Here is an 18,211-nt window from a genome sequence, read left to right as displayed (position 1 = left end):
TATCAACAATTTTCATTTTTATCAACAAATCATCAATAAAAGAAGTCTGTTTTCTTATATTTGGTAGGTTGTATTTTATACAATTTTCAATCAATAATTATAATTTAATCATATAAAATGAGCGAAGAAATTAAAAAGGAATATGATGCCTCCAGTATTCAGGCATTAGAAGGAATGGAACATGTTAGAATGCGTCCTTCAATGTATATTGGTGATGTTGGTATTAGAGGATTACACCATTTAGTTTATGAAGTTGTAGACAACTCTATTGATGAAGCAATGGGTGGTTATTGTGATACAATTGATGTTATTATTAATGAAGACAACTCAATTACTACTAAAGATAATGGTCGTGGAATTCCTGTTGGAATTCATAAAAAAGAAGGTGTTTCTGCATTACAAGTAGTAATGACAAAAATTGGAGCTGGTGGTAAGTTTGACAAAGATTCTTACAAAGTTTCAGGAGGTTTACACGGAGTTGGTGTAAGTTGTGTAAATGCACTTTCAGAACACTTAACAGCAACCGTTCATAAAGAAGGAAAAGTTTGGCAGCAAGAATATGAAAAAGGAAAAACTTTATACCCTGTAAAAACAATTGGAGAAACTGATTTTACGGGTACAATAGTTACTTTTTTACCAGACAAGTCAATTTTTACACAAACTACAGAGTATAATTATGAAACGCTATCTACACGTATGCGTGAGTTGGCTTATTTAAATAAAGGAATTACCATTACTTTAACAGATAAAAGAAACACAGATGATGAAGGAAACTTTATTTCTGAAACTTTTCATAGTGATGAAGGATTACCTGAATTTATTAAATATTTAGATTCTACACGAGAGCAATTAATTGCTACTGTTATTTCTATGGAAGGTGAGAAAAATGGAATTCCTGTTGAAGTAGCCATGGTTTATAACACCTCGTATTCAGAGAATTTACATTCTTATGTAAATAACATTAATACACATGAGGGTGGAACTCACTTATCTGGATTTAGACGTGGATTAACGCATACTTTAAAGAAATATGCTGATGAATCTGGATTACTTAAAAATGTAAAGTTCGAAATTGCTGGAGATGATTTTCGTGAAGGATTAACCGCTATTGTTTCTGTAAAAGTTGCTGAACCACAATTTGAAGGTCAAACTAAAACCAAATTAGGAAATAGAGAAGTTTCTTCTGCTGTTTCTCAAGCAGTTTCAGAAATGTTAACTGACTATTTAGAAGAAAATCCTAATGACGCTAAAACTATTGTTCAGAAAGTAATTTTAGCTGCAACTGCAAGACACGCTGCTAGAAAAGCTCGTGAAATGGTGCAGCGTAAAACGGTGATGTCTATTGGTGGTTTACCTGGTAAATTATCAGATTGTTCTGAAACAGACCCTGCTCAATGTGAAATTTTCTTAGTTGAGGGAGATTCTGCAGGTGGTACCGCAAAACAAGGACGTGATAGAAACTTTCAAGCTATTTTACCATTACGTGGAAAAATCTTGAATGTTGAAAAAGCAATGCAGCATAAGGTTTTTGAAAATGAAGAGATCAAAAATATGTTTACTGCCTTAGGAGTAACTATTGGTACTGAAGATGATCCTAGAGCATTGAATTTATCAAAAGTACGTTATCACAAAGTTGTTATTATGTGTGATGCCGATGTTGATGGTTCTCACATTGCAACCTTAATTTTAACCTTCTTCTTTAGGTATATGCGTGAAATGGTTGAACAAGGATATATCTACATTGCCACTCCACCACTATATTTAGTGAAGAAAGGACAAAAAAGAGAATATGCTTGGGATGACAACCAACGTGACTTAATTGCAAAACAAATGGGTGGTTCTGTAAATATCCAGCGTTATAAAGGTCTTGGAGAGATGAATGCAGAACAATTATGGGACACTACAATGAACCCAGAATTCAGAACCTTACGTAAAGTTGTTATTGATAATGCTACAGAAGCAGATAGAGTGTTTTCTATGTTAATGGGCGATGAAGTACCTCCAAGAAGAGATTTTATTGAACGTAATGCAAAATATGCAAACATAGACGTATAAAAGTATTTTTTTCACACAAACAATACACACTTTATTATGAAGTGTGTATTTTTTTATATATTAGCTATGACTAAAATCAAATTTTAAACAAATATTAACCAAACTTAATTAAAAATGAAAAAGTATATTTTATTATTTTTAGGCGTTTTCGCCTTATCGTTTAACACCAAGGCACAAGATGGTTTTGAAAATATCCTTTTAGCTGACGCAGCTGATTCTCAGAAGTTAATGCAGGCATACTTTGCCCCAGGAATGGAAGGATTTATTAATGCAATGAATGCAGGATGGTATCATACTGCTAAAGTTCACAAACCTTTTGGTTTTGATATTGCAATTGGAGCAAGTGGAGCAGTTATCCCTACAGAAAAAGATTTAATTAATATTTCTGCTTTAGGTCTTTCTAGCAGTTTAACATCAAATGCACAAACAACTCCATCATTTTCTGGAGGAGATCTTTCAGGAGCCCAATTTACCGTAAACACTACTGTTCAAGGCCAACCTGCAAGCGCAACTTTTACCGCTCCAGGAGGTGTTGAACTTCCTGCTAATTTAGTTCCAGCACCAGCAGTTCAATTAAGTGTTGGATTACCTTGGAAATTTGAAGCAATGGTAAGATTCATTCCAGATGTTAATTTTGGTGGGGATCAAGATGAAAGTTCTTTAAACATGTTTGGTGTTGGCTTAAAGAAAGAAATTACAAGTTGGTTTGGGCCAATGGAAAAAACTCCACTACATGTATCTCTTCTTGCTGCATATACTAGTATGAATGTTAGTTATGGTATCGCAGATATTACTACTGGACCATTAAGAACACAAGCAGCTTTAGCTGAGTTTGATTTATCAGCATATACTGTTCAAGCTATTGCTTCTTTAAACTTCCCCATTATAAATTTATTTGGTGGTATTGGCTATAATTCTGGATCTTCTTCTTATTCAATGGGAGGAACCTATACAGGTGTCTTTGATACCGGATTTCCTGCTCCAAACGATACAGTTACAAAAACATTATCTGTTCCTGGTAATTTAGATTTTGATTCTAGTGGCTTTGCTACTACTCTAGGTGCTAGATTAAGTTTAGGTTTTTTCAAAATTTATGGTAGTTATTCTTTTCAAGAATACAACACTGCTAATTTAGGTGTTGCTATTAGCATTAGATAACCTAAAAAAATATAACAAAAAAAGACATCTCGTTGAGGTGTCTTTTTTTATGATATATATCATTACTAACTATTTTTTATATCGTATTTTTGTATCAGAAAATTATCATAAAAACTTAAAAAATAAATCATTATGAAAGTTACAGTAGTTGGTGCTGGTGCAGTAGGTGCAAGTTGTGCAGAGTATATCGCCATTAAAGACTTCGCTTCTGAAGTTGTTATTTTAGACATTAAAGAAGGATATGCAGAAGGTAAAGCAATGGATTTAATGCAAACTGCTTCTTTAAACAGTTTCGATACAAAAATTACAGGTAGTACAAACGATTACAGTAAAACAGCAGGTTCTGATGTTTGTGTAATAACTTCTGGTATTCCAAGAAAACCAGGTATGACTCGTGAAGAATTGATTGGAATTAATGCTGGTATTGTTAAATCTGTATCTGCAAGTTTAATAGAACATTCTCCAAACACAATTATTATTGTAGTTTCTAATCCTATGGATACCATGACGTATTTAGTTCATAAAACTACTGGATTACCAAAGAATAGAATTATTGGAATGGGTGGTGCTTTAGATTCTGCTCGTTTTAAATACAGATTAGCTGAAGCATTAGGTGCTCCTATTTCTGATGTTGACGGAATGGTTATTGGAGGTCACTCTGATAAAGGAATGGTTCCTTTAACTCGTTTAGCCACAAGAAACTCTGTTCCTGTTTCAGAATTCATTTCTGAAGAAAGATTACAGCAAGTTTTAGAAGACACTAAAGTTGGTGGTGCAACATTAACTGGTTTATTAGGCACTTCTGCTTGGTATGCTCCTGGAGCTGCTGTTAGTGGTTTAGTGCAAGCAATTGCTTGTGACCAAAAGAAAATATTTCCATGTTCTACATTATTAGATGGTGAATATGGTTTATCTGATTTATGTATTGGAGTTCCTGTAGTTTTAGGTAAAAACGGAATTGAAAGCGTTGTAGAAATTGAATTGAGTGAAGCTGAAAAAGCTCACATGCAAGAATCTGCTGCTGGAGTTTCTAAAACTAACGGATTGTTAGAATTATAGACTTTAGACTTCAGACAAAATAAAAAATCCAGCTCTTAGAGTTGGATTTTTCTTTGTTCTTTATTCTTGTTTCTTTATTCTTGTTTCTTTATTCTCGGATTTTAAGAAAGTCCAGAAATTACTCCATCATTATCAATAGTCATATTCTCAGATGCTGGAATTGAGGGTAACCCAGGCATTCGCATCATTTTTCCTAAAATAGGAATTACAAACTCTGCTCCTGCTGCAATTTCTATTTCTCTAACTGTAACCGTAAAACCTTCAGGCTTCCCTCTTAAAGCTGCATTATCTGAAAATGAATTTTGTGTTTTTGCCATACAAATTGCAAAGTCATTAAATCCTAACCTATCAATTCTTCTTAAATTGAGTTGTGCCTGCTTGCTATACTCTACAGCAACTGCTCCATAAATTTCTTTGGCAATTGTTTCAATTTTATCTGTTATTGGAGATTTCCAATCGTACAAAGGTTTGTATTGAGTTGCTTTGTTTTCTACAACATTTACCACAGCTTTTGCTAATTTTTTGGTTCCTTCTCCTCCTTTTGCCCAACCTTCAGACAGAACAGCTTCTACACCTAAATCAGCACATTTTTTGATTACAAAACTCACTTCTTCATCAGTATCTGGTAAAAACGAATTGATTGCTACAACAGGTTCAATATTAAATTTCCTGATGTTTTCTATGTGCTTTTCTAAGTTTTTAAATCCTTCTGAAACCTTTTTTAAATCTGGTGTATTATACTCATCTGATTTCGCTCCTCCATGATGACGCAATGCTCTTATTGTAGCAACCAAAACCACACACTTAGGATTCAATTTAGCAAATGTCGATTTAATATTCAAGAATTTTTCTGCTCCTAAATCCGCTCCAAAACCTGCTTCCGTAATCACATAATTAGATAGAGAAAGTCCCATTTTGGTAGCAATAATAGTATTGGTTCCTTGTGCAATATTTGCAAATGGGCCACCATGAATTATGGCTGGATTTTCCTCTAAGGTTTGTACTAAATTTGGCTTAATTGCTTCCTTTAACAAAATTGCCATTGCATTTTCTGCTTTTAAATCACGGGCGAAAATTGGTTTTTTATCATAAGTAAAACCTATAAAAATGTTTCCTAAACGTTTTTTAAGATTATCTAAATCTGATGCCATACATAAAATTGCCATCACTTCAGAAGCTGGGGTAATATTGAATCCATCTTGCCTTGGAACTCCATTCATAGTTCCCCCTAAACCAATTGTGATATCTCGCAAAGAACGATCATTCATATCAATAACACGTTTCCAAAGAATAGTTCTTGGATCAATATTTAGATTATTTGTTTTGCTCTGAATGTTGTTATCTATTAACGCTGAAAGCAAATTATTGGCTTTTTCTACGGCGTTAAAATCACCTGTAAAATGTAAATTAATATCTTCCATTGGCACAACTTGAGAGTAACCACCTCCTGCTGCACCACCTTTTATTCCAAAAACAGGACCCAAAGAAGGTTCTCTTAATACTACTGTAGCTTGTTTACCTATTTTATTTAATCCTTCAGTTAAACCAATTGAAACTGTTGTTTTTCCCTCACCTGCTGGAGTTGGTGTTAAAGCAGTTACTAAAACCAAATTATTTTGATTTACTTTTTCATCATCAATTAAAGACAAAGGGAGTTTTGCTTTGTACTTTCCATACATTTCTAAATCATTTTCTTCGACTTTTAATTTCTGAGAAATTTCGCGAATATGCTTTAGTGTTTTTGCTTGAGCAATTTCTATATCAGATAGACGTTTCATACAATCAATTTAAAAGTATTATTTTATCAATTTTAGCAAATAAATATACTCATTTTTAAGAATCTATAATATTCTTATTCTATTTCATTTAAAAATTACAAATTACTCAATAAAACCTAAACTTTTATTCTTAAAATAAGGTTTGATTTTCGGATGTTTAAAACACTATTTTTCATATATTTGGCGCATGAATGCAAAATGGTACATTGGTACTTTACTTTTTCTCTTTAGTCTTTTCGGAGCTTTTCATGAGCAGGTTTCTACACCCAATCAAGAAATTGTATTGGAATTTGTTGACACTACAATCAACAAAGAAAATATTGACAGCACTATTGCAGATGTTAAAGAAAAACTTCTTGAAGTTGGTATTTCTAACATTACTATAAATGAAGCTAAAAATGGTACTTTAAAAATAGCCTATTATAGTTCAGTTGCTATTGGTGACGTTAAAAAAGCGCTTGAAAAAGACCAAGAGTTTATTTTAAATCAAAACTCTGAAAACAAAAAGAAAGAGGAGACTTCATCTGACTACAATATTGACATTTATGAATTGACAAACGAAACTGATGTTTCTAATACACCTGATGATAAGTTTGTGTTCGAAATAAAATATCATTCTGATCGTTTTACGACAAACAGTTTCCCTGCTTTTCTAAAAAATGTTGAAGAAAACAAATCGAATCAACTTTTTAAAACTGCATACAAAGCTTATAAAAACAATCCTTTTACAGAGGATAAAACTTCTTATAAAGAACCCGAAGTTAGAGCTGGACCTCTATCTTTATCGGCTAAAAAAATGTAATTAAATACATTTTAAAAGTCATTCTAAATTAATGAGTATCACACTCATAATCTAACAAAACAAACCATAAAAATAAATTGTCAGGTTTTACGAGAAGCCATATATTTGCTCGTTTTTAAAAAAAAATTTGACCACAAAACAATTATAAAATGCAAAACAAAGGACTTATAAAAGTATTTGCAATCCTATTTGGATTGGTAAGTTTATACCAATTATCATTTACATTTTTAGCAAATAAAGTTGAAGATGATGCTAAAGTATATTCTGAAACTAGAGGTGCTAATAGCAACGCAAGAGAAAAAGCTTCTTTTGAGAGAAAATATTTAGACAGTGTTGCCAACAAAGACATTATTGACTTAGGTATTACAAAATTTAGCTATAATGATGTTAAAGACAAGGAAATGAATCTTGGTCTTGACTTAAAAGGAGGTATTAACGCCATCTTACAAGTATCTGTAAAAGAAGTATTAAAAAGTTTATCTAACGATTCTAAAAATGAAGTTTTTAACCAAGCTTTAGAAGCTGCAGATAGTAGATTAAAAAATAGTAATGCTACTTATTTAGATTTATTTTTCGAAGAATTTGAGAAAGTTGCCGGAGATACTAAATTGAGTGACCCATCAATTTTTGGAACAAAAGCGTTAAGCGAAAAGATTTCTTTTAACGAGGACAATTCAACGGTTAAAGAAACTTTACAAGAGGAAATCAACAGTTCAATTATTACTACTCTAGAAGTATTAAGAAGTAGAATTGATAAGTTTGGAGTTGCTTCTCCAAAAATTCAAAGAATTGGAAACTCTGGTAGAATTCAGATTGAATTACCTGGAGCAAAAGACATTGATCGTGTTACTAAGTTAATCACTAGTAAAGCTGAATTACAGTTTTGGGAAGTGTATACAAATGCAGAAGTACAAAACTATTTCTTTGCTGCAAACGCTAAAGTTGCTGAACTTTTAAAAGACACTACTGTTTTAGAAAAAGAAAAAGATTCTACTAAAAAAGATGATATTGATGATTTATTGGGAGAAGATAAAGACTCTTTAGATGTTGCTAATCAGAAGAATTTATTCACCTATTTGTTTCCTAATGTGGCACAATCTCAACAACAAATGAGTTCTTTAGTAGCCCAAGCTAGAGTTTTAGATACAGCTACAGTAAACGACTTATTAAACAGAAAAGAAGTAAGAGCTTTAATTCCAAGTGAATTAAGAAACGTTAAATTCTTATGGGACTATAAGTCGAACAAAGGTGCTGACGATAATGAAATCATTGGTTTATATGCTATTAAAGGAAACAGAAAAAACAAAGCTACCATTGAAGGTGATGTAATTTTAGATGCTGCGCAAGTTTTTGACCAATTGAATAAACCAGAAGTTTCTATGACTATGAACAGTTCTGGTACTAAGCAATGGGCTAAAATGACAGCTGATAACATTGGTAAATTTGTAGCTGTAGTTTTAGATGATTATGTGTATACTGCTCCTTCTGTTAACCAAGCCATTACTGGAGGTAGAACTTCTATTTCTGGTGGAAGTATGACTATTGAAGAAGCTGAAGATATTGCAACAGTATTGAAAGCTGGTAAATTACCTGCTGCTGCTAGAATGATTCAAGCACAAGTTGTAGGACCATCTTTAGGTCAAGAAGCTATTGATGCTTCTTTCCTTTCATTTGGTTTAGCAATTGTATTGGTATTACTTTGGATGATCTTATATTACGGAAAAGCTGGTTTATATGCTGATATCGCATTAATTGTAAACATTTTATTCATTTTCGGAATCTTAGCCTCTTTTGGTGCTGTATTAACATTGCCAGGTATCGCAGGTATTATCTTAACCATTGGTATGTCTGTAGATGCGAACGTAATTATCTTTGAAAGAATTAAAGAAGGTTTATTTAAAAAGAAAGGATTAAAACAGTCTGTTGATGAAGGATTTAGTTTCAAAGGAGCTTTATCTGCAATTATAGATGCAAACATCACCACTTTTTTAACAGGTATAATTTTATATGTATTTGGTACAGGACCAATTAAAGGTTTTGCCTTAACATTAATGATTGGTATTTTAACATCATTATTTACGGCTGTATTTATCACACGTATTTTAATTGATGGTGCAACAAACAAAGGTATAAACTTAACCTTTAACACATCTATTTCTAAAGGATGGTTCCAAAACATTAATGTTCAGTTCTTAAAGAAACGTAAGATTGCTTACATCATTTCTGGTGCCATTATTATTGGTGGATTGGTTTCTATTTTCTCTATCGGATTAAAACAAGGAGTTGACTTTAAAGGAGGGCGTTCTTACGTAGTTCGTTTTGATCAAGATATGAATGCTACAGAGGTTGCAGGAACTTTAAAAGACGCTTTTGGTACTGCTCCAGAGGTAAAAACTTATGGTACACCAAATCAATTAAAAATAACAACAGTTTACAAAATTGATGAAGAAGGTCAAGAAGTAGATGATGAAGTACAAAGTGCTTTATACACAGGATTAAAATCGTATTTAGGAGACACAACTTACGAGAACTTTAAACCAGGTTTCGAAAAAGAAGGAGCAGGTGTAATGAGCTCTATTAAGGTAGAACCAACTATTGCAGATGATATTAAAACATCAGCTTTATATGCTGTATTTGGATCCTTATTAATTGTTTTCTTATACATTTTATTACGTTTTAGAAAAGTATCATTCTCTATTGGTGCAGTTGTGGCTGTTTTCCATGATGTCTTAATCGTATTGGGTGTATTTTCTATTACCTATAGTTTTATGCCTTTTGATATGGAAATTGGCCAATCATTTATTGCAGCATTACTAACTGTAGTTGGTTATTCACTGAATGATACCGTGGTTATTTTTGATAGAATTAGAGAATTTGCTGGAGATTATCCTAACAGAAAATATAGTGAAAACGTAGATACAGCATTAAGTTCTACTCTAGGAAGAACTATCAACACATCTTTAACTACATTATTAGTAATGTTAGCCATCTTCTTATTTGGTGGAGATTCAATTAAAGGATTTATGTTTGCTTTAATTGTGGGTGTAGCTGTAGGTACATATTCTTCATTATTTGTGGCAACACCAATAATGTTTGATACCACTAAGAAAGACGAAAAGAACGCTTAGTTCTAATTCAATAAAAAACTAAAGACCGTTTTCTTGTACTGAACTTGTTTCAGTATCTTATAGAAAACGGTTTTTACATTAAGTATATTGCTATTATATTTGCAAACTCATGAGTATTATCAAACTTCACGATTTATATTTTAAACCTTACATCAATAAGGATGAAATTAATACCATTGTAAAACACTTAGCATTACAAGTAGAAAGAGATTTACCCAAAGATGAAGTCCCTATTTTTATAGGAATTTTAAATGGTTGCTTTTTGTTTGCAGCAGATTTTATTAGAGAATATCAAGGAGATTGTGAGGTTTCATTTGTAAAACTAACCTCTTATAGCGGAACATCATCCACAGAAAATGTAAAGCAATTAGTAGGTATTAATGAAGATCTTACAGACAGAACAGTCATTATTTTAGAGGATATTATAGATACAGGAAATACTCTTCAAGAAATATATAATATCTTTAAAAACAAAAACTTAAAACAACTCAAAGTTGCGACCTTATTCTTTAAACCAGATGTGTTTCGAAAAGCACTTCCAATAGATTATATCGGAAAAAGTATTGAAGATAAATTTATTGTAGGTTACGGATTAGATTACAACGGTTTGGGAAGAAATTACCCAGCAATATATCAATTAACAACAACACCAAAAATGAAAAACATTGTATTATTTGGCCCTCCAGGAGCAGGAAAAGGAACTCAAGCAGAATTTTTAAAAGACATGTATAATCTTGTACACATTTCTACTGGAGATGTATTTCGTTTCAACATTAAAAATGCTACAGAATTAGGTTTATTGGCTAAAAAGTATATGGACGAAGGCGATTTAGTACCTGACGAAGTTACTATAAACATGTTAAAAGCAGAAGTAGAAAAAAATGCAGATGCTAACGGATTTATTTTTGATGGTTTTCCAAGAACACAGTCTCAAGCAGAAGCTTTAGATGCTTTTTTAGGTGACAAAGGAGAGCAAATTAACGGAATGGTTGCTTTAGAAGTTCCTGAAGATGTTTTGGTAACTCGTTTGTTAGAAAGAGGAAAAACAAGTGGTAGAACTGATGATACTGATGAAGGTAAAATTAGAAACCGTTTTAACGAATACAACACAAAAACTGCAATTCTAAAAGATTATTTTGAAGCGCAAGGAAAATATTACGGAATTAATGGTGTAGGTTCTATAGAAGAAATTACCCAAAGAATTTCAGAAGTATTTGACAAACTTTAAAAACGTTTATTCGTTTAACCGTTTATTTAATCGTAAATTTCGATTAAACAACTAAACGCATACAAAGAAAAAAATGACTGAAGGAAATTTTGTTGACTACATAAAAATCTACGCTTCTTCTGGTAAAGGCGGACAAGGTTCTGCACATTTACACAGAGAAAAGTACATTACCAAAGGTGGGCCTGATGGTGGTGATGGTGGACGTGGAGGACACATCATCTTACGTGGTGATAAAAATATGTGGACATTATTTCACTTAAAATTTAAACGTCATTTTAGAGCAACTCAAGGTGGTGCAGGAAGCAAAAGTAGAAGTACTGGTCATGATGGTGAAGATATCTATATTGATGTTCCTTTAGGAACCATTATTAGAGATGCTGACACTGACGAAATCTTATTCGAAATTACCGAAAATGGTAAAGAAGTCATCCTTTTAGAAGGTGGAAAAGGTGGTTTAGGAAACTGGAATTTTAAATCATCCACCAATCAAACTCCAAGATATGCACAACCAGGTATAGACGGAAAAGAAGGTTGGTTTCGAATTGAATTAAAAATCTTAGCAGATGTTGGTTTAGTAGGTTTTCCTAATGCTGGGAAATCTACATTATTATCTGTATTAACTGCAGCAAAACCTAAAATTGCAGATTATGCATTTACCACATTAAAACCAAATTTAGGAATTGTAGAATACAGAAATCATCAAACTTTTGTGATGGCTGATATTCCTGGAATCATAGAAGGTGCTGCTGAAGGTAAAGGTTTAGGACATCGTTTTTTAAGACATATAGAGCGTAATTCTGCGTTATTGTTTTTAGTTCCTGCAGATTCTGATGACATCAAAAAAGAGTATGAAATTTTGTTGAATGAGTTGAAAAAACACAATCCTGAACTGCTAGATAAAGACAGGTTATTAGCTATCTCTAAAAGTGATATGTTAGATGATGAGTTAAAAACAGAAATTAAATCTGAACTTCCAAAAGGTGTTGATACTTTATTTATTTCTTCTGTTGCTCAACAAGGCTTAATGGAGTTGAAAGACAAACTCTGGAAAATGTTAAACTAGTTTCTAAAACGTCATTTCGGTAACAGTAGAAACCGTAGAACAGGTCTTTCAAAAATTGAAAGCTATTCTTGTAATTGAATTTTAATAGGCAATCTATATTTTGTAGTAACTGGTATTCCTCTTTTAATAGCGGGATAAACCTTTGGTAAACTTTGAATGCTTGCTATTAATAAGCTATCTAATTTTGGAATTTGATCTTTAATATTCTGAGAAGATGCAATACCAGCTATCAAAAATTCTCCATTTGAATTTATTAGTACATCAACATAAACTAATTCATCTATAGCGTCTTTAATAGTGAATTGATGTTTTAACAACTCTGCTCCTATTTTTTGGTGAATGGTTTCTCTAAAACAATCAGCTTTTTTGTCCTTGTCAATGATAGGATTACAATCTTTAAAGGAAGGAAACATATCTACTGAAGAAAAATCTACAATAGTGTCTATAGGTTGCTTTTTATTACTTTTATAAAATGAAAATTTGTCACACGAGTTGAACAAAACAATCACGAATAAAAGAAAAGAAAAACGCAAAAACATCATTGTATCAGATATGAGAATTTATTAAGATTAGAAGACTTTTGCTACTTTTTTTTATCATCACCTTCAACAATTAAAGTAAAAGGGATTGAATATTTAACACCAACTGGTTTTCCTCTTTGCCTACCAGGAGTCATTAATGGCAAAAGCTGCATAACTCTAATAACTTCTTCTTGAATTTTAGGGTGAGGTGCTCTAGTATTAATATTTACCACTCTTCCGCTTGTATTTATTGAAAAACCTATAAAAACCCGATGTCTTCCTGAAGATAGACCAAGCGTGTTTGGTAAATCTGCATTAAATTTAGTTGCAAAATGCCTTTGAACACTCTTACTAAAACAAGCTTTTAACTCGTTTTTACTACCATAACAACCCGGAAAAACAGGAACGTCTTCTATAATCATAAAAGATACATCTTGAACTTTTTCTTCTTCAATGACATCATATTCATCTACAACATCTTCTCCTTGTTCACCTTCAGATTGGTTTTGATCTACATCTATTACAGTAATTTCTTCCTTAACGGTATCTTTAACAATGTTTTTTACTACTTTTATCGTGTCTTTAATAATTTTAGGAGACACCTTTTTTGTTTCTTTTTTTATTTCTGTTTTTGTTTTAACAGGATTCTCAATAGCATCTAAAGCATCTGTATACAATAAAAGCATATCATTATACACTTTAGATTTTTTATTTTTATTTAATTTAAAATAGGTTTTTAGAAAATCTTTAGACTTTTTAAAATCTTTATTTTCAAAATAAAATTTAGCTCCAAAAGTAGCAACATCAACACTCTCTATACCTCCAAAATATTCAATAGCCTTTGTTAAATATCTTTCTGTTGCATGGTAGTCTTTAGTTGCATAACTTTTTTCTGCTCTTTTAAAATAAATTTGAGCGATATCGTTTTTATCTTGTGCATAAGCAGAAAAACATATGAGAAGAATAAATAAAAAAGATAACTGTAATTTCATTATGTATTTTTAACAAAAATACATAAACTAAAACAAAACAAAATAGAGATTATTTAAAGTATATTATTTTAGAGTTTCTCCTTTCATAAAGATTAGTTTCTTAATTTCTGAAATTCTTTTTTTAACAAAATTCGTGATCACTTCGTCTTTATCATAGACACTTTCCAAGTACTTTACATAAAGTTTATAAGCTATTTTTTTATCCTTATAATAATCATCAGAAAGTTTTGCATATTGATACAGAGCCCTGTGGTTTCTGCGGTTTTCAAAATGTGCTTTCTCAAACATTTTTATAGCCATTTTTGTTTTTTTTTGCTCAAAATAAAGTGTCCCTAATCCATAATATTCCTCATCTCTAGCTTTTCTTCCTTTCGTTGTGGCTTTAAAATACTCAAACATCGCTGCTCTGTAGTCTTTTTCTTTAAAAGCTATATGTCCCAAATAAGTATTGGCTTTAAAGTCCTCTCTATCAACTGCTGTTAATTTGTTTAAATACTTTTTTGCTTTTTCTAAACTATCTATATGATAATATGCTCTACCCAATAAAGACATTGGATAAGTTTCCTTTTTATACAAAGTATCTAAATTTAATAAATACGGTATCGCTTTTGCATATTCTTTATCTCTATATAATTGATTAATTTTAAGTGTATTTAAATGATAATCATTTGGTGAAATAGTCAAACCTTTTTCTACAAAAAGCTGTGTAGAGTCTTTATCTCTTAATTTTTGAAAACTATTTGCTAATCTGGTAATTGCTTTTAAGTGCAGTGTATCTTTTTCAAAAGTATCGATAAAACTATTAATCATTGGGTCCCTTTTGCCTTGTAATGCATAAGAAAGCCCCAAATGATAAGAGTAATTAGCATTGGTTGCATCTTTAGAAATTAAATATTGAAATGTTTTCTGTGCTTTTATGGGTTTTTTATTGATGATATAAAGTTTCCCTAATTGATATTTTAACACCAAATTTAAAGAGTCTTTGGCTAAAATTTCTTCATAAATAGGAATCGCTTTTTTTGATTGTTTTAAAGCACGATAACTTTTTGCTAGCTTTAATTTAGTTTTATAATCTTCTTTAAAAGTTAATGCTTGTTTATAGTAAAATGCAGCTTTCTTATAATTATCAATAGATTCAAAAATTACTGCTTTTTTTGCATTAATTTTAAAACTTTCTTTTAATTCTTTAAGCACTTTTAAAGACAATTTATATCTTCCTTTTGCAAACAAACTATCAGCAACAGAAAAAGTTGAAGTTTGCGCTTCAACTTTTACAACTACTAAGAGTAATACAAATAAAATTTTCTTTTTCATAACTTTTAATTTACTCAACTACCAATGTAAATGGAATAGCATATTTTACTCCTACTTTTTCTCCTTTTTGTTCTCCAGGTATCATTTTTGGCAAAGTACTCATAACACTTATTACCTCTTCTTTAATATCTTTATGAGGAGCTCTTGCTTTAATATCAATTACATTACCTTCTTTATCAATTTTAAAACCAATAAAAACTCTTTTTCTTCCAGAAGATAAACCTAACCCTTTTACCATATTGGCATTAAAGTTTTTGGCAAAATGTTTTTGTATCATTTTAGAAAAACATTTTTTATCTCCAGATTCACAACCTGGAAAAGTTGGAGCTTTGTCTATGGTCATAAAGGAAACTTCTTCTGTTTCTATATTTTTAATACCATTTGAAAACCCCAGTTTCTCTAAATGTTTTATTCTATTTTCTCTTACTTTTTTCTGTTTATCCAATATTTCTATAGAATCGCTTAATTTTTTATTAACCCGCTTTAATTCTTTTATTTGAATACTCTCTAAGTTTAATTTTTCTGTTTTAGAGAAATCATCATGTACTTCTGTTTCAGTACAAGAAGTATAAAAAAGCATTCCAATTAAAGCAGGTATTAGTACTAAGTATTTTAATTGATTTAATTTTTTTGATTGTGTTTTGGTCATCATAATAATTCTTTTTTTTAGTAATGATTGTTTATAAAATTGGTTGATAAACGATATGTTTTCAACCTGAAAAAAGTTGGATAGTAAATGATTGATATAGTTTTCTTTTGGTTCTGATTTAGAAGCAACTTCATCAGAAATATACTCATGCACCAAAGTGATTCTTTTTTGATACAAAAAAACCATTGGATTAAACCACATTACAATTTTTAAGAGTTCAAAAAATAATAAGTCTAAAGAATGCTTTTGTTTGGTATGAACCAATTCGTGTTGAATAATCTTTTTCTTTTGAGTTTCAGAAATTGATTCTCCAATAAAAATATAATAGAAAAATGAAAATGCTTTGGTTCTATTTGGAATTAAAACCAAGGTGTAATCAGACTGTTTTTTTATTTTACACTGTCTTATTAATAGAAATATCTGAAACAACTTATATAAAAATAATCCACTAAACACAATAATTCCAGAAATAAAAACAACATCTATATAGTTTATAGATTGATAAAATTTAGTTTCTTGAATTACTTTTTCTGGTGATAAAATAATTTCCGGCAAGTAAATAATAAACTCTTGAGGAACTGCTTTTTGAAAAGTAGGAATTTTAATTAAAGGAATTAAAAAAGACAGTATTGGTGTAGATAATAAATACCATCTATTTTTTGTAAAGAATGTCTCTTTGCTTAGAAAAAAATCATAAATCGCCAAAAATAGTACTTGGAATAATATGACTTGTAAAATATAATTAATCATAGTTTTTGTTTTTTATTGATGGTCACTTCAAGTGATTTTATTGAGATAAAAATCGAAATAAAATAGTATCGAGAAGTTGATTGTTCTCGATACAAATTTGTTCGTTCCTCACAAATTCACTCGAACTGACGAGTTATTTACTTTTTCTTATTTACTTCCTTTAAAATACTTTCTAATTCTTTCACATCCATTTTATTTTCTTTTACAAAAAATGAAACCATATTTTTAAAAGATCCGTTAAAATAACCATTCATTAGTTTATGCAAACTTTGGTTACTATAGGCTTCTTTCTCTATAATAGGATGATATACATACCCTCTACCAATACTTTTGTGTGCAACAAATTCTTTAGTTTCTAATATTCTGATAATGGTAGAAACGGTATTGTATGCTGGTTTTGGTTCTGACAATTTATCGATAACTTCTTTAACGGATGCTTCTTGTAAATCCCACAAAACTTGCATTATTTGCTCTTCTGCTTTTGTTAATTGTTTACTCATAATTTCAACTAAGTTTTTAGTTTGATAAAACAAATATAACTAAAAAATTAGTTTAAACTAATTTTTTAGTTAAAAAGATTTGTAACAAACATTTTATACCTTCGTCTTGTTAGTAAATAAACTATGGATATATTTTTATTACTTCTTGGATTTGTTTTAGTGGTTTTGGGCATCATAGGTTCCTTTCTACCTATTCTTCCTGGACCGTTAACAAGTTGGTTTGGTTTGTTGGTTTTACACTTTACAACTGTTATCCCAATGAATTGGATATTTTTATCAATTACACTAGCAATTGCAATACTTATCTGGATTCTTGATTATTTTATTCCTGCTATGGGAACAAAACGTTTTGGTGGAAGTAAATATGGAGTGTATGGAACAACTATAGGTTTAATAGTAGGGTTGCTATCCCCTATTCCATTTGGAATTTTAATTGGTGCTTTTTTTGGTGCTTTAATTGGAGAACTATTGTACGATAGCAAAGACACAAACAGAGCCATTAAAGCTTCTTTTGGTGCATTTTTAGGTTTTCTAACATCTGCAACCATAAAGTTTTCTGTTTCTGTAGTTTATGTAGTACTATTTATAATTAAATTTTGGGAGGCAAAAGAAGGTTTCTTTTAGAAACTAAGCTTCATTTTCAATTCTATTTCTTTTCATTTCAAAAGCTTCTATTGCATCTTTAATAATATCAAAAGATTTACTGGCATTACCCATTACCTTGTCTAGCTCTTTGTCTAATGTTTCAGATTGGATATCAAAAAGAGCAACTTCTACTTGTCCTACTTTTTCAATTAAACTTTGTTGCGAGTTTTTAATGTCCTCCATTTTTATCAAAACAGAATTCATTGTATCTAATCTTTTTCTAGTTTTATCATCCATAATAAATTGGTTTATTCCTAAATATCGTAAAATTTTATGAATTATTCAAAAATTTAACAAACAGAATAAATTCCAAAACCCTAAACTCTGAATATATTTTGTAAAAGAAACAAAGAATTAAATCAGCAGAATTTTTAAAATAAAAAAGATAAAACTTTTAAAAAAAGACAAAAAAAAAGCGTCCCATCTAAGGGAAGCTTTCCATTGGTTAACAAAACCAAGACACTTTTTCTAAAGTGTCAAAACAACACAACTAGTATCACTCTAACAAAAAGTGATGTGCAAATATACATGGTTTTCTATTATTCGCAAATAAATATATTTCTTTTTAC

The 18,211-nt window shown here is 30.7% G+C and carries 15 protein-coding genes; 8 read left to right on the top strand and 7 right to left on the bottom strand.

The features are described from left to right. Positions 1-117 precede the first annotated feature (117 nt). The 3 genes from gyrB to mdh all read left to right on the top strand — a co-directional run bounded on the left by gyrB (position 118) and on the right by mdh (position 4,272). Positions 118-2,055 (top strand): DNA topoisomerase (ATP-hydrolyzing) subunit B, encoded by a 1,938-nt coding sequence (gene gyrB, locus FP421_RS10650; protein WP_159950431.1) that lies wholly within the window; start codon positions 118-120, stop codon positions 2,053-2,055. 114 nt (positions 2,056-2,169) lie between these two features. Next, positions 2,170-3,213, top strand: a complete 1,044-nt coding sequence (locus tag FP421_RS10645) for a DUF6588 family protein (RefSeq protein ID WP_159950429.1) — start codon at positions 2,170-2,172, stop codon at positions 3,211-3,213. 132 nt (positions 3,214-3,345) lie between these two features. Further along, the gene (gene mdh / locus FP421_RS10640; protein ID WP_159950428.1) at positions 3,346-4,272 is read left to right on the top strand and encodes a malate dehydrogenase; all 927 of its coding nucleotides are present in this window, start codon (positions 3,346-3,348) and stop codon (positions 4,270-4,272) included. 101 nt (positions 4,273-4,373) lie between these two features. On the opposite strand, the gene FP421_RS10635 is transcribed toward mdh, so the two are convergent. Continuing rightward, positions 4,374-6,050 (bottom strand): formate--tetrahydrofolate ligase, encoded by a 1,677-nt coding sequence (locus tag FP421_RS10635; RefSeq protein ID WP_159950427.1) that lies wholly within the window; start codon positions 6,048-6,050, stop codon positions 4,374-4,376. Positions 6,051-6,237: 187 nt separating this feature from the next. Between FP421_RS10635 and FP421_RS10630 the strand changes: the two genes are divergently transcribed. The 4 genes from FP421_RS10630 to obgE all read left to right on the top strand — a co-directional run bounded on the left by FP421_RS10630 (position 6,238) and on the right by obgE (position 12,271). Further along, a complete protein-coding gene (locus FP421_RS10630; protein ID WP_159950426.1) occupies positions 6,238-6,852 on the top strand; it encodes a hypothetical protein in 615 nt (204 codons plus the stop codon). A 149-nt stretch (positions 6,853-7,001) separates the two neighbouring features. Beyond that, positions 7,002-9,980: a protein translocase subunit SecDF gene (gene secDF / locus FP421_RS10625; RefSeq protein WP_159950425.1), complete on the top strand. Its 2,979-nt coding sequence runs from the start codon at positions 7,002-7,004 to the stop codon at positions 9,978-9,980. A 109-nt stretch (positions 9,981-10,089) separates the two neighbouring features. Then, positions 10,090-11,208, top strand: coding sequence for an adenylate kinase (locus FP421_RS10620; RefSeq protein ID WP_159950424.1), 1,119 nt, complete (start codon positions 10,090-10,092; stop codon positions 11,206-11,208). A gap of 73 nt (positions 11,209-11,281) precedes the next feature. Next, a complete protein-coding gene (obgE, locus tag FP421_RS10615; protein ID WP_159950423.1) occupies positions 11,282-12,271 on the top strand; it encodes a GTPase ObgE in 990 nt (329 codons plus the stop codon). 62 nt (positions 12,272-12,333) lie between these two features. Here obgE and FP421_RS10610 read toward each other — a convergent pair whose 3' ends face one another. From FP421_RS10610 to FP421_RS10590, 5 genes are all read right to left on the bottom strand, one after another. Next, on the bottom strand, positions 12,334-12,780 hold the full coding sequence (locus tag FP421_RS10610; RefSeq protein ID WP_236548100.1) for a hypothetical protein: 447 nt from the start codon (positions 12,778-12,780) through the stop codon (positions 12,334-12,336). 74 nt (positions 12,781-12,854) lie between these two features. Beyond that, positions 12,855-13,784 carry an energy transducer TonB gene (locus tag FP421_RS10605; RefSeq protein ID WP_159950422.1) on the bottom strand — a complete coding sequence of 310 codons (930 nt, stop codon included), beginning with the start codon at positions 13,782-13,784 and terminating at the stop codon, positions 12,855-12,857. Positions 13,785-13,847: 63 nt separating this feature from the next. Then, positions 13,848-15,098: a tetratricopeptide repeat protein gene (locus tag FP421_RS10600; RefSeq protein WP_159950421.1), complete on the bottom strand. Its 1,251-nt coding sequence runs from the start codon at positions 15,096-15,098 to the stop codon at positions 13,848-13,850. Positions 15,099-15,108: 10 nt separating this feature from the next. After that, positions 15,109-16,497, bottom strand: coding sequence for a M56 family metallopeptidase (locus FP421_RS10595; protein ID WP_159950420.1), 1,389 nt, complete (start codon positions 16,495-16,497; stop codon positions 15,109-15,111). A gap of 137 nt (positions 16,498-16,634) precedes the next feature. Continuing rightward, positions 16,635-16,997, bottom strand: a complete 363-nt coding sequence (locus FP421_RS10590; protein WP_159950418.1) for a BlaI/MecI/CopY family transcriptional regulator — start codon at positions 16,995-16,997, stop codon at positions 16,635-16,637. A gap of 123 nt (positions 16,998-17,120) precedes the next feature. Here FP421_RS10590 and FP421_RS10585 point away from each other — a divergent pair, with 123 nt between their 5' ends. Further along, positions 17,121-17,621 carry a DUF456 domain-containing protein gene (locus FP421_RS10585; RefSeq protein WP_159950416.1) on the top strand — a complete coding sequence of 167 codons (501 nt, stop codon included), beginning with the start codon at positions 17,121-17,123 and terminating at the stop codon, positions 17,619-17,621. Between the two features lie 3 nt (positions 17,622-17,624). Here FP421_RS10585 and FP421_RS10580 read toward each other — a convergent pair whose 3' ends face one another. Continuing rightward, on the bottom strand, positions 17,625-17,879 hold the full coding sequence (locus FP421_RS10580; protein ID WP_159950414.1) for a hypothetical protein: 255 nt from the start codon (positions 17,877-17,879) through the stop codon (positions 17,625-17,627). Positions 17,880-18,211 lie beyond the last annotated feature (332 nt).

This window comes from Polaribacter septentrionalilitoris, from assembly GCF_009832745.1.
GTDB classification, from domain to species: Bacteria; Bacteroidota; Bacteroidia; order Flavobacteriales; family Flavobacteriaceae; genus Polaribacter; species Polaribacter septentrionalilitoris.
The sequence above is the reverse complement of the archived record's forward strand: the minus strand, read 5'-3'. Positions and strand labels throughout refer to the sequence as shown.